Here is a 17326-nt window from a genome sequence, read left to right as displayed (position 1 = left end):
ATTACCACCAGTATTTCCCGAAGTTTTCCGGATTGGCCCAGAAGCGCGAGTTGAGCCAGTCGGGGACCTGTTTGTATTCAAGCAGATCGTAGGTGAACAGGGTCAGGACCTGTTCCTCCCGTTGAAAGCGTTCGCTGGCTTGCAGGGCCAGGGAGAAAAAGTCGGTTTCCTGCCAGCCACAGGCCGGCAGATCCGCCAGCACGGCGATGCGGCTGGCGTTGAGGTTGCGGATACCACCCAGCAGGTTCAGGCCATCGCGCTTGGGCAGGTGCTCCAGGCAATCGACCACCAGGGCCAGGTCGAAACGCCGGGCCGCCAAATCGTCGGGCAACGGGCCGGGGGCAGCGAAAGCGACGCAGCTGTCCGGGTGCGCGAGTTTGAAAGCCTCCAGCGCCGGGAACTCGCTGGCGCCGATCAACAACAGGCGCGCAGGGGCATATCGGTCAAGTAAGGCGGCCAGTGCCTGTTGTGGCGTGCGTGAAGAAATACCTGCAATCATCGAAGATCCTCAATCAGATCTGCCAAGACTAGCCTGCCCGAACCTTTGGGCCTAGAGCGGCTTGGCGACAAAAGCGCCAACTTGCCGTTATTACACTAATAAACAGCATGGCCTATTGCTGGCGGAGTTTAAAACTCGGGTCTTTACTACCTGAATCGGTTCTAAGCCGATCCCTCAGGAGAAAACTAGATGAGCATAGTTCGGACAGCATTACCCTTGGTTCTGCTAACCAGTGTCTTGACTGGTTGCGCAGGTTTGCAGAAAACCGACTGGCCGACCTGTGCGGCAGTTGGTGGTGTCGTGGGCGCGGGCCTCGGTGCGACCGAAAGCTCGGCATGGGCGGGGTATGGTGCTCTGCTCGTCGGCGGTACGGCAGCGGCTTATTGCTGGGTTCACGGTGATGGCGACGAAGACGGCGATGGTGTGCCGGACAGCCGTGACAAGTGCCCAGGCACGCCAAAAGGCGTTCAGGTCGATGCCAACGGTTGCCCACCACCAGCACCTGTGGTCGAAGAAGCGGTTGTGGTCAAGGAAGAAACCATCGTCATCCGCGATGTTCACTTCCAGTTTGATAAAGCCACGCTTACCTCGTCCGATAAACAGGTACTCGACAAGATTGCCACTCGCCTGAAAGCCGAAGCCCCGACTGCTCAACTGACCGTAACCGGCCATACCGACAGCGTGGGCAGCGACACCTACAACCAGAAACTGTCGGATAAACGCGCCCACTCGGTGGTTGAATACCTCATCGAGCAAGGCGTACCTCGCAGCAACTTCGTGTCGGTTGTCGGCGCCGGTGAAAGCCAGCCGGTTGCGGACAACAAAACTGCGGACGGTCGTGCACAGAACCGTCGTACGGAAATCAAAATCCAGCGTTAAGCCCCCCTCGCATCCGCGCCTTGTGCAGTCGCGGATGCGGGTCTTTACTCCTGTGTAACCGGTATTGGCCGGTGACACAGGAGCTTTCAATATGATCGTTCTCACAAGGACCGTCTTGCCGGTTCTACTTCTTGGCAGCCTCTTGACCGGCTGCGCGACCCACAGCGATGGCACTGCCCCCCTCAATCAACGCACCTGGCCAATTTGCAGCCTTATCGGCGGTCTGGTCGGTGGTGGTCTGGGCGCAATCGAGAGTGGTGCCTGGGCCGCGGGTGGTGCGGCGCTGGGTATCTTGTCCGGCGGCTTGATCTGCTATGCCCAGGATGGCGACGAAGATGGCGACGGCGTTTTCGACCGACGTGACCGTTGCCCTGACACCCCCGCCAATACCCCGGTTGACCACCGCGGCTGCGCGGTTCCGCAGTATCCGGCCAGCGTCCCGCCCGAACCTGTGCAATCGGAGGTCATTACTCTGAGCGATGTACTGTTTGTCTTCAATCAATCCGACCTGACCCCGACGGCCAAGAGTCAACTGGATGCGTTGATGAGCAAGTTCGAGGATGCCGATGTGGTCAGCATCAAGGTGGTTGGCCATACCGACAGCGTCGGCTCGGATGCGTACAACCAGGCCTTGTCGGAGAGACGTGCCAGTAGCGTGGCGGAGTACTTGATCAGCCAGGGTGTCGCGCCGAACAAAGTCACCAGCGAAGGCAGGGGCGAGAGTCAGCCGATTGCCGACAACGAAACGGATGCAGGTCGCGCGAAAAACCGTCGCGTGGAACTGCATATAAACCGCTGAGCCAAGAGATAGAGCCGTCGAGCGACACCTGTGAGCGCTGCGACGGCCGTTCGGCGGCCTTCATGAAGAATTTTCCGTTGCCCTCTGGCTTATCCCGCGTGGAAGCCGTTACTGTGCGCGCAAACAATAATTCTCATCGGGGGCGCGTATGAAAGTCTTATGGGGGCTGGGGCGGTTGTTGACCCTGCTGTTCTGGTTGGTGGTGTTGGTCAATCAGCTCACGCCGTTCGTCTTTCCGCTGCACCTGTTGGTCAATCTGGCCGGCGGCTTGTTGGGGTTCATCCATCTACTGGAGGCGTTGCTGTGCTATCGCACTCTCCGGGGTCGCGCCCATCCCTGGCTTGACCGCCTGAAGATCGTCATTTTCGGCGTATTTCACCTGCAAACCATTCCTGCCCCCAGCGCTTCGAAGGCTTCCCATGCGTAAACTCTGCCTGCTCGCCGTACTCATCAGTCCATTGGCCAGCGCCCAGGTGGTGAGTGTCGAACCCAACTCGCTGATGCGCTTGCCCAACACCGCCAGCACCCTGCAATTGGAACGTCTGGAAGTGGCCGATTACGGCACCTTGCTGATTCCCTCGAACGTCACCGAAGTCATTGTCGGTGAGTTGCATCTGGGCCGTGAAGCACGCATCGCCATCGTGCCGGGGGAGCAGGCGCTGGCGCTGAAGGTCCATCGCGCCGATTTGTCCGAAGGCAGCCAGATCACCGCCCGTGGCGCCCCCGGGACCTATCAGAAGGCCGCCCGATCCGGACGCAACCTTGATTTGCAGATCAAGGCACTGAACGCAGCGCAATTACTCGTTGATGCTCGCGGTGGTGCGGGCGCACCGGGGTTTGTGGGGCTTGATGGGGCTAACGGCCAGGAGCCGGGCTGCACCTGGGGCCAGGCGGGGCGCGGTGCCGATGGCAGTGATGGCAGCAATGGTCAGCCGGGAGCGCCAGGGGCTCTGGTTAAACTGGCAGTGCCGCACGATTTCCCCGCAGACCGGATCAAGGTTCAGGTGGCCGGCGGCGCCGGTGGCCTGGCCGGCCCTGGCGGCAAGCCGGGCGCGGGTGGCAAGGCCAAGGGCTGCCTGATTTACAACGCCGATGGCGGCAAGAGCGGTAAACCTGGGGCTGATGGTCAGCCGGGGCCGGAAGGCGCGGCGGGTTCGGTGGTTGTACAGCGGATGTAAGCAACACCGAGAGCCCTGTGGCGAGGGGGCTTGCCTGTGGTGAGGGGGCTTGCCCCCGTTGGGCCGCGAAGCGGCCCCAAATTCCGGCAATCGCAATACTGCTGAAGGTTAGCGTTGTCTGGATTTACGACTGCTACGCAGCCGAACGGGGGCAAGCCCCCTCGCCACAGGCAAGCCCCCTCGCCACAAAAGCTCGGCAGATTCAAAACATCGGCCGAGCCGCAGCAATCGCCACCACGGCCAACCCCACCAGTAGATTGATCCCCACCAAGCGGCGAATCCGTCCCAGCACACCGGCACCCGCCGGCCAATCCTGCTCGGCCACGGCGGTGCGCAACTCCGGCAACATCAGCGCCTGAATGCGGATAAACAGCGCGGTCATCACCACATACAAGCCCATCATCACCTGTACATAACGTGGCGCAGTTTCAAAGCCACCGAAGTGCATGTGCAGCATGCCCACGCCGCTGACCGGCAGCAGCACGACCACCACCCAGACCCAGCGGAAAAAACCTTGAAACACTTCTACCCACAGCTTCAGCCGGGCAGGGCCCTCCAGTGCCGTGATCGCAGCGGGCCGCAAGACCATCCAGGCGAAAAACATGCCGCCGACCCAGACCAGGGCTGCCAGTACATGCAGGCTATAAATGAGGCTAAAAAGTGTCATTGGGGTACTCCGTTCTGCGCGGGATTCATTAGCGGGGTATGATAGCGGCCGAACCGAACTACTGAAAATTTATCCAGCGTTTTTAGCGCCCGACAATCAATGATCAGCACCGAACTCAAAACCACGATCCAGGGCGCCTACTCGCGTTTTCTCGAAGCCAAGAGCCTCAAGCCGCGCTACGGCCAACGCCTGATGATCGCCGAAATCGCCAAGGTCCTGGGTGACATCGACACCGACGACGAAGGCCGGCGCAGTGGCGACCCCGCGATCGTCGCGGTGGAAGCCGGCACCGGTACCGGCAAGACCGTGGCCTACAGCCTGGCGGCGATTCCGACCGCCAAGGCCGCGGGCAAACGCCTGGTGATAGCCACGGCCACCGTGGCCCTGCAAGAGCAGATCGTCTACAAGGACCTGCCCGACCTGATGCGCAACAGCGGGCTGAATTTCAGCTTCGCCCTGGCCAAGGGCCGCGGGCGCTACATGTGCCTGTCCAAGCTCGACATGTTGCTCCAGGAAGGCCACGCGCAGACCGCCACGGCGCAGCTGTTCGAAGAAGAAGGCTTCAAGATCGAGGTCGACGAGGCCAGCCAGAAGCTGTTCACCAGCATGATCGAGAAGCTCGCCGGCAATAAGTGGGACGGCGACCGCGACAGTTGGTCCACCGCCCTGGAAGACGCCGACTGGGCGCGCCTGACCACCGACCACAGCCAGTGCACCAACCGCCATTGCCCGAATTTCGGCCAGTGCGCCTTCTACAAGGCCCGCGAAGGCATGGGCAAGGTCGACGTGATCGTCACCAACCACGACATGGTCCTGGCCGACCTGGCCCTGGGCGGCGGTGCGGTGTTGCCGGACCCGCGCGACACCATCTACGTGTTCGACGAAGGCCATCACCTGCCGGACAAGGCCATCGGCCACTTCGCCCATTACACGCGCTTGCGCTCGACTGCCGACTGGCTGGAAACCACCGCCAAGAACCTCACCAAATTGCTCGCCCAGCACCCGTTGCCAGGCGACCTGGGCAAGTTGATCGAGCAGGTGCCCGAGCTGGCGCGGGAGATCAAGACCCAGCAGCAGTTCATGTTCACTGCGTGTGAGCAGATTGCCGATTTCAAACCCGGCGAAGACGTCGAAGGCCGCGAGCGCCCGCGTCATCGATTCGTCGGCGGGGTGATTCCCGAGCACATGCGTGAAATGGGCATCGAGCTGAAGAAAGGCTTCGCGCGCCTGACCGACCTGTTCACCCGCCTGACCGACCTGCTCAAGGAAGGCATGGACGGCGAGGTCAACATTGGCATCGCCAGCAACCAGGCCGAAGAGTGGTATCCGCTGTTCGGCAGCCTGTTGTCGCGTTCTTCCGGTAACTGGGAGCTGTGGACTGCCTTCACCGTCGAAGACCCGGAAGACAACCCGCCGATGGCGCGCTGGCTGACCCTGGCCGAAAGCGGCTCGCTGTTCGACATCGAGGTCAACGCAAGTCCCATCCTCGCGGCGGAAATGCTTCGCCGCAACCTGTGGAACGTGGCCTATGGCTGCTTGGTGACCTCGGCGACCTTGACCGCCCTCGGCACCTTCGACCGCTTCCGCATGCGCGCCGGCCTGCCGAAAAAAGCCGTGACGGCGGTCGTACCAAGCCCGTTCCATCATGCCGACGCCGGTGTGTTGCGGGTGCCGAACCTGAACGCCGACCCGCGTGATGCAGCGGCGCATACCGCCGCGATCATTCGTGACCTGCCTGAGTTGGTCGAAGGCTCGCGGGGCACGCTGGTGCTGTTTTCCTCGCGTAAGCAGATGCAGGACGTGTTCGACGGCCTCGACCGCGATTGGCGCAAGCAAGTGTTTATCCAGGGCAACCTGTCGAAACAGGAAACCCTGAACAAGCACAAGGCAAGGGTCGATGGCGGTGACTCCAGCGTGTTGTTCGGCCTGGCGAGCTTCGCCGAAGGGGTCGACTTGCCCGGTGCCTATTGCGAGCACGTGGTCATCGCCAAGATTCCATTCTCGGTACCGGATGATCCGGTCGAGGCTGCACTGGCCGAGTGGATCGAAGCCCGGGGCGGCAATCCGTTCATGGAAATCTCCGTGCCGGACGCCTCGCTGAAGCTGGTCCAGGCCTGCGGCCGCTTGCTGCGCACCGAAGAAGACCGCGGCACCATCACCTTGCTCGACCGGCGCCTGGTGACCCAGCGCTATGGCAAAGCCATCCTCAACGCGTTGCCGCCGTTCCGTCGAGAAATTTCCTGAAGCACCGGTGGGCAATTTTGCCCACCGCGTTGTCTATCTCTCTGCCATCGCTTTTCCACTGGCCCATTGAAGGTCGTTAGGGAGAATTTCGTTCTCATGATTTGCCGTTCGTTGCCCGCTGTTTTTGCCCTGATGTTCGCAACACCTCTGCTGGCCGCGCCTGCCAGCCAGCAGACGCTGTTCAACTTTGTGCGCCCCGCCGATGTGGTCCAGGTGGCGACTCAGGACGCCAGCCTGCCGCAATCCAACGCCGAGCAAACCCCCGAGGGCGAAGTGCTGCGCCGGGTGACGTTCAACCCGGTCGCCCGGCCAACCTTGCGCCTGACCCCGCAAACAGGCGCTTGGGACTGGTCGCAGTCGGGCGTCATGAGCCTGCGAATCCAGAGCGCGATGAACTGGGCCTTGACCCTGTACGTGACCATCCAGAGCAACGACGGCAAGACACTGGTCAGCCGCGTCGATCTGCCGGCGGGGCCTGCGCAAACCCTGTTGGTCCCGTTGCAAGCGACATCGCCGCTGAGCCAGGGCATGAAGGCCGGCCCGCCGATGCCGATGACCGTGGAGGGTCAACGCATCCTGCTGGCCAGCAGCGCCGGTGAACTGGATCGCAGCCAGGTCGTGTCGGTGAGCTTGTCGATGGACCAGCCGAAAGCTGCGCAAAGCATCCTGCTGGAACGCTTTGGTGTGCAGGACGGTGAGTCGGTCACCCAAGCCGTGTATGGCGGGCTGGTGGATGCGTATGGCCAGTCGACCCGGGCCAAATGGCCGGAAAAAATCAGCAGCGATGAACAACTCAAAGGCGCTGCCGGCAAGGAGCAGCAACAACTGAAAACCTGGCTGGCCGAGCGCGAAAAGTCCTCCCTGGACAAGTTCGGTGGCTTGACCAAAGGCCCGTCGTTCAAGGCCAGCGGCTTCTTCCGCACGGAGAAACGTAATGGTCGCTGGTATCTGGTGACGCCTGAGGGGCACCCGTTCTACTCCCTCGGGGTCAATACCGTGGCCCCGGATGTCGACCAGACCTACGTGGCCGGTCGCGAGTGGATGTTCGAATCCCTGCCCAAGGCTGACGAGGCGCTGGCCAGCCACTACGGCGAGGGTGACAACCGTGGCGGCAACGGTGCCGATCAAGGGCGCGGCTACAATGCCGGGCGCTGGTACGACTTCTACGGTGCCAACCTGCAACGCCTGTTTGGCAATCCTTGCGAATCGAGCAGCGCCACCAAGGCTGGCGTCGCCGAAGCGGCAAAGGCCGATGCGGTTGAAGCAACGACGGAAAAGGCCGCCGAGAAACCGGTTGTGCCTGCGACTGCCGAGTCCGGTGTCGCCGAAGCAGCCAAAGTCGAGGCAAATACGCCAGCGCCAGTCGCTGCCGAACCCTGCAAGGCCACATTCGACGAGCAGCGCTGGGCCAGTCATACCCTTGATCGCTTGCAGGCCTGGGGCTTCAACACCATTGGCAACTGGAGTGCACCGGTACTGGGCAACGCTGATCGCGTGGCGTACACCTTGCCGCTGTCGATTGTCGGCGACTACGCCAGCATCAGTACCGGTACCGACTGGTGGGGCGGCATGCCCGACCCGTTCGACCCGCGTTTCGCCATGGCCACCGAACGTGCCGTGGCGATTGCCGCCCGCGACCATCGTGACGATCCTTGGTTGATCGGTTACTACGCCGACAACGAACTGGCCTGGGCCGGTCCCGGCGATGACCCGAAAGCCCGTTATGCCCTGGCCTACGGCACCTTGAAAATGACCACCGACGTGCCGGCCAAGCGCGCATTCCTCAAGCAACTGCGCGACAAGTACCGCAACCAGGCGGGTCTGTCGAAGGCCTGGGGCATTGATCTGCCGGCCTGGGAGTTGATGGAGGACCCGGGATTCGTGCCGCCGCTCCCGAGCGCCGAGCACCCGGAAATCGAAGCGGACTTCAAATACTTCCAGAAGGTCTTTGCCGACACTTATTTCAAGACCATCTCCGACTCGCTCAAATGGCACGCGCCGAACCAGCTGCTGCTCGGTGGCCGGTTCGCCATCAGCACGCCTGAAGCCGTGGAGTCCTGCGCCCAGTATTGCGACGTGTTGAGCTTCAACATGTACACCCTGCAACCCCAGGACGGTTACGACTTCGCCAGGCTGCGCAGTCTCGACAAACCGGTGCTGATCACCGAATTCAACTTCGGCTCGGCTGATCGTGGCCCGTTCTGGGGCGGGGTCACGCAGTTGGCGAAGGAGGAGGACCGCGGGCCGGCGTATGCCAACTTCCTCAAACAGGCCTTGAGCGAGCCGTCGATTGTTGGCGTGCATTGGTTCCAGTACCTCGATCAACCGGTCACCGGGCGCCTGCTTGACGGTGAAAACGGTCACTTCGGGTTGGTAGGCATCACAGACCTGCCGTTCCAGGGCTTTGTCGACGGCGTGCGCAAGAGCAATCTGATGACAGTCGAGCAATTGGGCAAAGAGGCCGAGAAGGCAGCGGCCGCCGCCGACAAAGCCAGCCACGACGCCGAGGGCGGCCGCAAGGCCGAAGCCGGCAAGGGACCGGGGAAGGGCGCTGGCGGTCATTCCGGGAATGGCCACTAGGCCCTGAAACCCTGTGGCGAGGGGGCTTGCCCCCGTTGGGTTGCGCAGCGACCCCAAAATCTCGGCAACGGCCCAAGACTTTGGGAGTGCTGCGCACTCCAGCGGGAGCAAGCCCCCTCGCCACAAGGGATCGGCGGTAAAACAACCGCCCGGCCCCACCCTGTTCCCAAAACCCTCAAGGGCTGGAACAATGCCAGCCACTTTGTAGAGCGTTAATCCGGGGAGTTGCGGGTGCAGATTCAGGGTCATTACGAGCTTAAGTTCGAAGCGGTGCGCGAGGCGTTCGCGGCGCTGTTCGACGATCCCCAGGAGCGTGGCGCGGCGTTGTGCATTCAGGTCGGTGGCGAAACCGTCGTCGATCTGTGGGCCGGCACTGCCGACAAGGACGGCGCCGAGGCCTGGCACAGCGACACCATCGCCAACCTGTTCTCCTGCACCAAGACCTTTACGGCCGTCACCGCGCTGCAATTGGTGGCTGAAGGCAAGCTGCAACTGGATGCCCCGGTTGCGCGCTACTGGCCCGAATTTGCCGCAGCGGGCAAAGAGTCCGTCACCTTGCGTCAACTGCTCTGCCATCAGGCCGGCCTTCCGGCACTGCGTGAGTTACTGGCCCCCGAAGCCCTTTACGACTGGCAAACCATGGTCGACGCCCTGGCCGCCGAAACACCGTGGTGGACGCCTGGCGAAGGCCACGGTTACGCGGCGATCACCTATGGCTGGCTGGTCGGCGAACTGCTGCGCCGAGCCGACGGTCGTGGACCGGGTGAGTCCATTGTGGCGCGGGTCGCCAAGCCGTTGGGCCTGGACTTCCATGTGGGCTTGGCTGACGAAGAGTTCCATCGCGTGGCCCACATTGCGCGGGGCAAGGGCAATGTCGGCGATGCCGCCGCCCAACGCCTGCTGCAAGTGACCATGCGCGAGCCAACGGCCATGACGACCCGCGCGTTCACCAACCCGCCGTCGATCATGACCAGCACCAATAAACCCGAGTGGCGACGCATGCAGCAGCCGGCCGCCAATGGCCATGGCAATGCCCGCAGCCTGGCCGGTTTCTACGCCGGCCTGCTCGACGGTAGCCTGCTGGAAAGCGAAATGCTCGATGAGTTGACTCGCGAGCACAGCCTCGGCGAGGACAAGACTTTACTGACCCGGACGCGTTTCGGCCTGGGTTGCATGCTCGATCAACCGGACGTTGCCAATGCCACCTTCGGCCTTGGCCCGCGGGCGTTTGGTCACCCGGGTGCCGGCGGCTCCATCGGTTTTGCCGACCCGGAGCACGATGTGGCCTTCGGATTTGTGACAAATACCCTGGGGCCGTACGTCTTGATGGACCCGCGCGCGCAAAAGCTGGTGCGGGTTCTGGCCACTTGTCTGTAAAAGCGGCTATCGGGTTCCAGGGCTGGAACCCGATAGCCTTTTCAGTTTCAAAGCGTCTGTTTAAGCGGGCCGATGTGGCCTGATTTTTTTGACTTCATTTTTGTGGATATCCAATGTCATCCAATAAAACCCTCGCCTTGGCCCTGTGCTTCGCCATTACCGGTTGCGCACAGACTCCACAGAAAGATGCGACGACGCCTGTCGCCAAGACTGAAAGCGGCAGCCACTGGTACTGGCCGTTTGGTTCCGATGACAGCGCCGTCAAGCCCGTGGCCAAGGCGGAAGTGAAACCTGAAGTCAAACCCGTGACGGTGGCCAAGGCCCAGTCCGATAGCGGCAACAAATGGTGGTGGCCGTTCGGTGGCAGCGACCAGAGCACCGCCAAGGCCGTGCCGATGCCGGACCCGAAAGTCACCCAGGCCTGGCTTGACGACTACGAGCCGCGTCTGCGCGAGGCGGTCAAGGACAGCAACATGCAACTCGAGCGCCGCGAAAACGTGCTGGTGGTGACGGCGCCGGTCGAAGGCTCGTTCAACCCTGATCGTCCGGCCATGCTGCTGCCGGTCACGCTCGGTCCGTTCACCCGCGTTGCCAAGATCCTTGAAGCCGATCCAAAGACCGCTGTGCTGATCCTCGGCCACAGCGATACGTCCGGCGCCGCGCCTGCCAACGTCAAGCTGAGCCAGGAACGCGCCCAGGCCGTTGCGGCGATTTTCCGCCTCAGTGGTTTGCAGCGTGATCGCCTGATGCTGCGTGGCTTGGGCGGTGATGCGCCGCGTGCCGCCAACGACAGCGTGCAAGGGCGTGCGTTGAACCGCCGCGTGGAACTGCTGGTGACCCCGCAGAACACCATGGTTGCGCTGCTGAGCAAGTACAACATGCCGGCGCCAGCCCCAGTGACCCTGGTTGCTGCCGCTGACGTCAAGCCGGTCGCCAAGCCTGTGACACCGGCCCCTGCGACTAAAAAGGCGGCTGTTCCAGCGACGAAAAAAGCCCCGGCGAAAAAAGCTCCGGCCAAGAAAACACCTGCGAAAACTGCAACGCCGGCGAAGAAAACCACGCCAGCCAAAGCCGCTGCGACAGACAAGAAGGTCGCCAGCACCGATACTGCAAAGCAGTGATTCGTTAACCAAAAGGAATGCGCCATGACCCAGGGCCTGGCTGATATGCGTCGTGACTACACCCGTGATGGCCTGACCGAGGTACAAGCCCCGGCCGAGCCGTTCGCACTGTTCCATCAGTGGTTCGCCGACGCGGTGAAAACCGAACAGGCGCCGGTGGAAGCCAACGCCATGACCCTGGCCACGGTCGACCAGGACGGTCGACCGCACTGTCGCATTCTGTTGCTCAAGGGCCTGGACGAGCAGGGCTTCACCTTCTTCACCAACTACGATAGCGCCAAGGGCCAGCACCTGGCCGCGAATCCGTTCGCGGCCATGACGTTTTTCTGGCCGGCGCTGGAGCGCCAGGTGCGCATCGAAGGGCGGGTGGTGAAGGTCACGCCTGAGGAGTCCGACGCCTATTATCAGGTCCGTCCACTGGGCAGTCGCCTGGGGGCCTGGGCATCGCCGCAGAGCCGCGTGATCGCCGATCGGGGGGAGCTCGAAGCGCTGCTCAAGGATACCGAGCAACGTTTCAGCGAAACCCAGCCGCATTGCCCGGAACACTGGGGTGGTTATCGCCTGCTGCCGGAGCGCATCGAATTCTGGCAGGGCCGCCCAAGCCGCCTGCACGACCGTCTCAATTACCGCCAGCAGGGCGCCGACTGGATTCTTGAACGTCTAGCACCCTGAACAGTCTACCGACCGGGATAGCCTGCCGCAGCGGCCTCCAGCCACTTCGGCAGGTCTCGACGCTTGATCTTCTGCGCATGAGCACTCGCCAACTGTTCGAGCATGAAGGCTTTTTTCTGCTCATTCTTGCCCGCCAGCGCTAGCGCCAGGTCACGGTCCATCCAGCGTTTGATCCGCACGTACAGCCACCAGTGGAAGTACAAACCGGCAACCGTCGTGACGACAATGATAAAGTAGTCCATGAAAATCCTTGGCCAATGGGCAGTTTTCTGCTTTTGCCGCTACTGTGTGAGTTCGTGGTGGCGCCTTAACGGAGCCTGAATCAAAGCAATTTTACCCGGGCTGTGCCGTGACAGGCGTCAAGCTGCGGAGTTTAATGAACATCTGTTTCTTTGGAGTTGATGCTATGCGTAAGTCTGTTCTGCTGGTTGCTTCCTTTTCCACGATGGCGATGTTGCTCACTGGATGCCAATCGAGCCTGACCGGTGACTCCTATTCCCGTGACGAGGCGCGTCGTGTGCAGACCGTTCGCATGGGCACCATTGAAGCATTGCGCCCGGTGAAAATCGAAGGCACCAAAACCCCGATCGGCGGCGCTGCAGGCGCAGTGGTCGGCGGTGTTGGCGGCAGCGCCATCGGTGGCGGCAAAGGCAGTATCGTTGCTGCGGTCATCGGCGCAGTCGCCGGCGGCCTGATCGGTTCGGCCGCTGAAGAAGGCATGACCCGCACCCAGGGCGTGGAAATCACCGTGCGCGAAGACGATGGCAGCATGCGCGCCTACGTTCAGGAAGTTCAGCCGAACGAAGTGTTCCGTGTTGGCGAACGTGTGCGCATCGCCAGTGTGAATGGCACCAGCCGCGTTTCGCACTAAGCGCAAATACCGGATAAACAAAAAAACCGATCAGGTGACTGATCGGGTTTTTTGTTTCAAGCCTTGATGGTGCCAGGTGTTGTCGTGGTTTATCAGGAGGCCAGGCTGGAGCTCTTGCGACTCGCCATTGCCGTCACCCCATAACCGATCAGCGCGGCCAGGATCGAACCGGTCAGGATTCCCATGCGGTCCATCCCGGCGAAATCACTCACGCCAGGCTCGAAGGCCAGCGAGCCGACAAACAGGCTCATGGTGAAACCAATGCCGCAGAGAATCGCCACGCCCAGTATCTGGCCCCAATTGGCGCCTTGGGGCAGGGCGGCGATACCGGTTTTCACCGCCAGCCAGGTCAGGCCGAAGACACCGACGGTCTTGCCCAGCAGCAGTCCGGCGGCAATGCCCATGGGGACGTGGTGAGTGAAGCTTTCGACGGTGACACCGCTCAGGGACAGGCCGGCATTGGCAAACGCGAACAGCGGCAGGATGCCGTAGGCCACCCAAGGGTGCAGGGCGTGTTCCAGGGTCAGCAATGGCGAAGGCTCGGCATTTTTCGTGCGCAGCGGAATGCAAAACGCCAGGGTCACGCCGGCCAGCGTGGCATGGACACCGCTCTTGAGCACGCAGACCCAGAGGATCAGGCCAATGATCATGTACGGTCCGAGCTTGACCACGCCGAGTCGGTTCATCCCGATCAGTGCCGCAATACAGGCCGCGGCCAGCGCCAGGGACAAGGTCGACAGCGCGCCGGAATAGAAGATCGCAATGATGATGATCGCGCCGAGGTCGTCGATGATCGCCAGGGTCATCAGGAACAGCTTCAGCGAAACCGGCACCCGTTTGCCCAGCAACGCCAGCACGCCAAGGGCGAAGGCGATGTCGGTCGCGGTCGGGATCGCCCAGCCATCGAGGGCCGCTGGCGTGTCGCGATTGAGATACCAGTAGATCAGCGCCGGCACCACCATGCCGCCAATCGCCGCCGCGCCAGGCAGGACGATTTGCGACGGCTTGGACAACTGGCCGTCGAGGACTTCGCGTTTCACCTCCAGGCCGATCAGCAGGAAAAACAGCGCCATCAGGCCGTCGTTGATCCACAGCAGCAACGGCTTGGCGATTTTCAGCGCGCCGATCTGGGCCACCACGGGGGTATCCAGCAGGCCGTTGTACAGCCATGACAGCGGCGAGTTGTTGATGATTAGAGCCAGAACGGCAGCGGCGATCAGTAACAGACCGCTGGCAGCTTCCAACTGAAAGAAACGCGTGAAAGTGCTACGCAGAGGCAAGGTCGCTCTCCATCTGTGAATTCAAAAGGTGTTACACCCTAACAAGTACTGTTAGTTGTTAAAACAAAAGTTATATTCTTTTTTGTTATATGCCGTTACAGAGTGATCCGCCAGCATCGGGCTGAGCCTAGCAGTTGTCGGGTGTATTGGATCTCAGCTGTACCTGTGCCGGATGCAGGATTTTTCCTAAGCTTGGTGGATGAGCCTTGATAAAAGGCCGACTCCTGCCCGATTCAACGAGAAAACCATCATGAGCGACAACCGACAGTGGTCCCGCGAAGCGATCCGGATCATCGAAGCCGATTTCCAGCGCAGCGCCGACACCCACTTGATCCCCTTGCCGCTGCCGGGTTTTCCGGGCATCGAGTTGTATTTCAAGGATGAGTCCAGCCATCCCACGGGCAGCCTCAAGCACCGTCTGGCCCGTTCGCTATTCCTGTATGCGCTGTGTAACGGCTGGCTCAAACCCGGTGCGCCGGTCATCGAGGCTTCCAGTGGTTCCACGGCGATTTCCGAAGCGTATTTCGCGCGCATGCTGGGCTTGCCGTTCATTGCGGTGATGCCGGCGACCACCTCAAAAGAAAAGATCGCGCAGATCGCCTTCTACGGTGGCCAAAGTCATCTGGTGGACGACCCGACCCAGATCTACGCCGAGTCCGAGCGTCTGGCCCGTGAACACGACGGACACTTCATCGACCAGTTCACCTATGCCGAGCGCGCCACCGACTGGCGGGCGAACAACAACATTGCCGAATCGATCTTTCATCAGATGCGTTTCGAGCAGCATCCCGAGCCGAGCTGGCTGATTTCCAGCCCTGGCACCGGTGGTACCACGGCCACCCTGGGTCGATACGTGCGTTATCGCCAGCATTGCACCCGCGTGCTGTGTGCCGATGCCGAGCGTTCGGTGTTCTTTGATTATTACCAGACCGGCGATGCCAGCCTGCGTCTGGACCACGGCTCGCGGATCGAAGGCATCGGCCGGCCGCGTGTGGAAGCGTCGTTCCTGTCGAAGGTGATCGACGCTATGGTCAAGGTGCCGGATGCCCTGTCACTGGCGGCCATGCACTACCTGGCGGAGCGTCTGGGACGCCATGTCGGCGGGTCGAGCGGGACCAACCTGATCGGCGCACTGATGGCCGCCCAGCACATGAAGGCGGCAGGGGAGAAGGGGTCGATGGTGGCGATTCTGTGTGACAGCGGCGAGCGTTATGCCACGACCTATTACGATCAGGACTGGCTCAAGGCTCAGGGGTATGACTTGGGTAGCTTGATGGCTGCGGTAGCGGCGACGGTAGAGCGGGGTGAGGCGTTGCCGGAGTCGGTGCTGCGCGCCAACATCTGACCCCTCGAAGATCAAATGTGGGAGCGGGCTTGCTCGCGAAGGCGGTGGATCAGCCAACACACAGGTTGGATGTGAAACCGTCTTCGCGAGCAAGCCCGCTCCCACATTCGGGGGCTGTCAGTCCTGGAGACCGAGGATATCCCGAGCCACAGCTTCCGCAATCCGAATCCCGTCAACACCTGCCGACAGAATCCCGCCCGCATAACCGGCACCTTCGCCGGCCGGGAACAAGCCCTTCACGTTCAGGCTCTGCATCGACTCGTTACGGGTCATGCGCAGCGGCGAGGACGTGCGAGTCTCAATCCCGGTCAACACCGCGTCGTGCAACGAGTAACCACGAATCTGCTTTTCGAACGCCGGCAAGGCTTCGCGAATCGCTTCGATGGCGAACGCCGGCAGTGCCAGCGCCAGATCACCCAGGGCAACGCCCGGCTTGTAGGACGGCTCGACGCTGCCCAGTTCGGTGGAGGGTTTGCCTGCGATAAAGTCGCCGACCAGTTGCGCCGGGGCTTCGTAGTTGCTGCCGCCCAGCACAAAGGCGTGGGATTCCAGGCGTTCCTGCAACTCGATACCGGCCAGCGGGCCGCCCGGATAATCGACTTCCGGGGTGATGCCGACGACGATACCGGAGTTGGCATTGCGCTCGTTACGCGAGTATTGGCTCATGCCGTTGGTGACCACACGGTTCGGCTCGGACGTCGCCGCCACCACCGTTCCGCCCGGGCACATGCAGAAGCTGTAGACCGAACGACCATTCTTGGCGTGGTGCACCAGTTTGTAGTCGGCGGCGCCCAGTTTCGGGTGGCCGGCGTACTTGCCCAGGCGCGCACGGTCGATCAGCGACTGCGGGTGCTCGATGCGGAAACCCACCGAGAACGGCTTGGCTTCCATGAACACGCCACGGCCGTGGAGCATGCGGAAGGTATCGCGGGCGCTGTGACCGAGGGCCAGGATCACGTGTTTCGAATGGATTTGCTCGCCACCGTTGAGCTCGACGCCGACCAGTTGGCCGTCTTCGATCAACACGTCGGTGACGCGCTGCTGGAAGCGCACTTCGCCGCCGAGGGCGCGAATCTGCTCACGCATGTTTTCCACAACGCCGGTCAGACGGAACGTACCGATGTGCGGTTTGCTGACGTAGAGGATTTCTTCCGGCGCGCCGGCCTTGACGAATTCGTGCAGGACTTTGCGACCGAGGAATTTCGGGTCCTTGATCTGGCTGTAGAGCTTGCCGTCGGAGAATGTCCCCGCGCCGCCTTCACCGAACTGCACGTTGGATTCGGGGTTGAGCACGTTTTTGCGCCACAGGCCCCAGGTGTCCTTGGTGCGCTGGCGTACTTCGGTGCCACGCTCGAGGATGATCGGCTTGAAGCCCATTTGCGCCAGCAGCAGCCCGGCGAAAATCCCGCACGGACCGAAGCCGACGACGATCGGGCGCGCGCTCAGGTCGGCCGGTGCCTGGCCAACCACTTTGTAGCTGACATCCGGTGCCACGTTGACGTTACGGTCATCGGCGAACTTGTGCAGCACCGCCGCCTCGTCGCGAACTTCAAGGTCGATGGTGTAGATGAAACACAGTTCGGAGGACTTTTTACGCGCATCGTAGCTGCGCTTGAACAAGGTGAAATCGAGCAGATCATCGCTGGCAAGCCCTAAGCGCTGCACGATGGCGGGGCGCAGGTCTTCATCGGGATGGTCGATCGGCAACTTGAGTTCGGTGATTCGTAACATGGCAGGATCCGGTTCGCGGGGCGCACAACTGCGCCAGGGCGTTTGAAGCCCGCGATTATAAGCCCCAAAGGCGCAGGCCTGTG

General features: G+C 61.8%; 16 protein-coding genes. 11 read left to right on the top strand and 5 right to left on the bottom strand.

The window, feature by feature from the left end:
* Position 1: 1 nt before the first annotated feature.
* Entirely contained in the window at positions 2 to 499 is a 498-nt protein-coding gene (locus tag KGA88_RS13400) for a DUF6231 family protein (protein WP_223591579.1), read from the bottom strand.
* A 189-nt stretch (positions 500 to 688) separates the two neighbouring features.
* Here KGA88_RS13400 and KGA88_RS13395 point away from each other — a divergent pair, with 189 nt between their 5' ends.
* From KGA88_RS13395 to KGA88_RS13380, 4 genes are all read left to right on the top strand, one after another.
* Complete coding sequence (locus KGA88_RS13395) at positions 689 to 1378, top strand: OmpA family protein (protein WP_046041243.1); 690 nt, start codon at positions 689 to 691, stop codon at positions 1376 to 1378.
* A 91-nt stretch (positions 1379 to 1469) separates the two neighbouring features.
* Complete coding sequence (locus KGA88_RS13390; RefSeq protein WP_110660734.1) at positions 1470 to 2177, top strand: OmpA family protein; 708 nt, start codon at positions 1470 to 1472, stop codon at positions 2175 to 2177.
* A 148-nt stretch (positions 2178 to 2325) separates the two neighbouring features.
* Positions 2326 to 2604 (top strand): DUF1145 domain-containing protein, encoded by a 279-nt coding sequence (locus KGA88_RS13385; protein ID WP_223591571.1) that lies wholly within the window; start codon positions 2326 to 2328, stop codon positions 2602 to 2604.
* Positions 2597 to 3355: a collagen-like protein gene (locus tag KGA88_RS13380; protein ID WP_223591569.1), complete on the top strand. Its 759-nt coding sequence runs from the start codon at positions 2597 to 2599 to the stop codon at positions 3353 to 3355. Before KGA88_RS13385 ends, KGA88_RS13380 begins: the two co-directional genes overlap by 8 nt.
* 202 nt (positions 3356 to 3557) lie before the next feature.
* Here the strand turns inward: KGA88_RS13380 and KGA88_RS13375 are convergent, their stop codons facing one another.
* Positions 3558 to 4022, bottom strand: coding sequence for a CopD family protein (locus tag KGA88_RS13375; RefSeq protein ID WP_223591568.1), 465 nt, complete (start codon positions 4020 to 4022; stop codon positions 3558 to 3560).
* Positions 4023 to 4121: 99 nt separating this feature from the next.
* Here KGA88_RS13375 and dinG point away from each other — a divergent pair, with 99 nt between their 5' ends.
* The 5 genes from dinG to pdxH all read left to right on the top strand — a co-directional run bounded on the left by dinG (position 4122) and on the right by pdxH (position 12016).
* Complete coding sequence (gene dinG / locus KGA88_RS13370; RefSeq protein WP_102702550.1) at positions 4122 to 6266, top strand: ATP-dependent DNA helicase DinG; 2145 nt, start codon at positions 4122 to 4124, stop codon at positions 6264 to 6266.
* 96 nt (positions 6267 to 6362) lie between these two features.
* Positions 6363 to 8846 carry a beta-galactosidase gene (locus KGA88_RS13365; protein WP_110660738.1) on the top strand — a complete coding sequence of 828 codons (2484 nt, stop codon included), beginning with the start codon at positions 6363 to 6365 and terminating at the stop codon, positions 8844 to 8846.
* 231 nt (positions 8847 to 9077) lie between these two features.
* A complete protein-coding gene (locus KGA88_RS13360; RefSeq protein WP_110662981.1) occupies positions 9078 to 10223 on the top strand; it encodes a serine hydrolase domain-containing protein in 1146 nt (381 codons plus the stop codon).
* A gap of 113 nt (positions 10224 to 10336) precedes the next feature.
* A complete protein-coding gene (locus KGA88_RS13355; protein WP_223591566.1) occupies positions 10337 to 11344 on the top strand; it encodes an OmpA family protein in 1008 nt (335 codons plus the stop codon).
* Positions 11345 to 11368: 24 nt separating this feature from the next.
* Entirely contained in the window at positions 11369 to 12016 is a 648-nt protein-coding gene (gene pdxH / locus KGA88_RS13350) for a pyridoxamine 5'-phosphate oxidase (protein WP_223591564.1), read from the top strand.
* Between the two features lie 5 nt (positions 12017 to 12021).
* Here pdxH and KGA88_RS13345 read toward each other — a convergent pair whose 3' ends face one another.
* The gene (locus KGA88_RS13345) at positions 12022 to 12258 is read right to left on the bottom strand and encodes a hypothetical protein (RefSeq protein WP_110658064.1); all 237 of its coding nucleotides are present in this window, start codon (positions 12256 to 12258) and stop codon (positions 12022 to 12024) included.
* Positions 12259 to 12422: 164 nt separating this feature from the next.
* On the opposite strand from KGA88_RS13345, the gene KGA88_RS13340 reads away from it, so the two are divergent.
* Positions 12423 to 12887 (top strand): glycine zipper 2TM domain-containing protein, encoded by a 465-nt coding sequence (locus KGA88_RS13340; protein WP_007971612.1) that lies wholly within the window; start codon positions 12423 to 12425, stop codon positions 12885 to 12887.
* A gap of 92 nt (positions 12888 to 12979) precedes the next feature.
* Here KGA88_RS13340 and nhaA read toward each other — a convergent pair whose 3' ends face one another.
* A complete protein-coding gene (gene nhaA, locus KGA88_RS13335; RefSeq protein ID WP_110658066.1) occupies positions 12980 to 14167 on the bottom strand; it encodes a Na+/H+ antiporter NhaA in 1188 nt (395 codons plus the stop codon).
* A 247-nt stretch (positions 14168 to 14414) separates the two neighbouring features.
* On the opposite strand from nhaA, the gene KGA88_RS13330 reads away from it, so the two are divergent.
* A complete protein-coding gene (locus tag KGA88_RS13330; protein ID WP_223591620.1) occupies positions 14415 to 15512 on the top strand; it encodes a PLP-dependent cysteine synthase family protein in 1098 nt (365 codons plus the stop codon).
* 117 nt (positions 15513 to 15629) lie between these two features.
* Here KGA88_RS13330 and KGA88_RS13325 read toward each other — a convergent pair whose 3' ends face one another.
* Positions 15630 to 17243 carry an NAD(P)/FAD-dependent oxidoreductase gene (locus KGA88_RS13325; RefSeq protein WP_223591562.1) on the bottom strand — a complete coding sequence of 538 codons (1614 nt, stop codon included), beginning with the start codon at positions 17241 to 17243 and terminating at the stop codon, positions 15630 to 15632.
* Positions 17244 to 17326 lie beyond the last annotated feature (83 nt).

It is taken from the genome of Pseudomonas sp. A-R-19 (assembly GCF_019956575.1).
GTDB lineage: Bacteria > Pseudomonadota > Gammaproteobacteria > Pseudomonadales > Pseudomonadaceae > Aquipseudomonas.
Note: the sequence above shows the minus strand (reverse complement) of the source record. Positions and strands in the feature narration are given on the sequence as shown.

Excerpts from the sequence above, each read along its gene's own strand:
- KGA88_RS13380 (WP_223591569.1), top strand. The coding sequence starts at position 2,597 with ATGCGTAAACTCTGCCTGCTCGCCGTACTCATCAGTCCATTGGCCAGC.
- KGA88_RS13395 (WP_046041243.1), top strand. The coding sequence starts at position 689 with ATGAGCATAGTTCGGACAGCATTACCCTTGGTTCTGCTAACCAGTGTC.
- KGA88_RS13325 (WP_223591562.1), bottom strand. The coding sequence starts at position 17,243 with ATGTTACGAATCACCGAACTCAAGTTGCCGATCGACCATCCCGATGAA.
- pdxH (WP_223591564.1), top strand. The coding sequence starts at position 11,369 with ATGACCCAGGGCCTGGCTGATATGCGTCGTGACTACACCCGTGATGGC.
- KGA88_RS13375 (WP_223591568.1), bottom strand. The coding sequence starts at position 4,022 with ATGACACTTTTTAGCCTCATTTATAGCCTGCATGTACTGGCAGCCCTG.
- KGA88_RS13340 (WP_007971612.1), top strand. The coding sequence starts at position 12,423 with ATGCGTAAGTCTGTTCTGCTGGTTGCTTCCTTTTCCACGATGGCGATG.
- KGA88_RS13355 (WP_223591566.1), top strand. The coding sequence starts at position 10,337 with ATGTCATCCAATAAAACCCTCGCCTTGGCCCTGTGCTTCGCCATTACC.
- KGA88_RS13345 (WP_110658064.1), bottom strand. The coding sequence starts at position 12,258 with ATGGACTACTTTATCATTGTCGTCACGACGGTTGCCGGTTTGTACTTC.
- KGA88_RS13400 (WP_223591579.1), bottom strand. The coding sequence starts at position 499 with ATGATTGCAGGTATTTCTTCACGCACGCCACAACAGGCACTGGCCGCC.
- dinG (WP_102702550.1), top strand. The coding sequence starts at position 4,122 with ATGATCAGCACCGAACTCAAAACCACGATCCAGGGCGCCTACTCGCGT.
- KGA88_RS13390 (WP_110660734.1), top strand. The coding sequence starts at position 1,470 with ATGATCGTTCTCACAAGGACCGTCTTGCCGGTTCTACTTCTTGGCAGC.
- KGA88_RS13365 (WP_110660738.1), top strand. The coding sequence starts at position 6,363 with ATGATTTGCCGTTCGTTGCCCGCTGTTTTTGCCCTGATGTTCGCAACA.
- KGA88_RS13385 (WP_223591571.1), top strand. The coding sequence starts at position 2,326 with ATGAAAGTCTTATGGGGGCTGGGGCGGTTGTTGACCCTGCTGTTCTGG.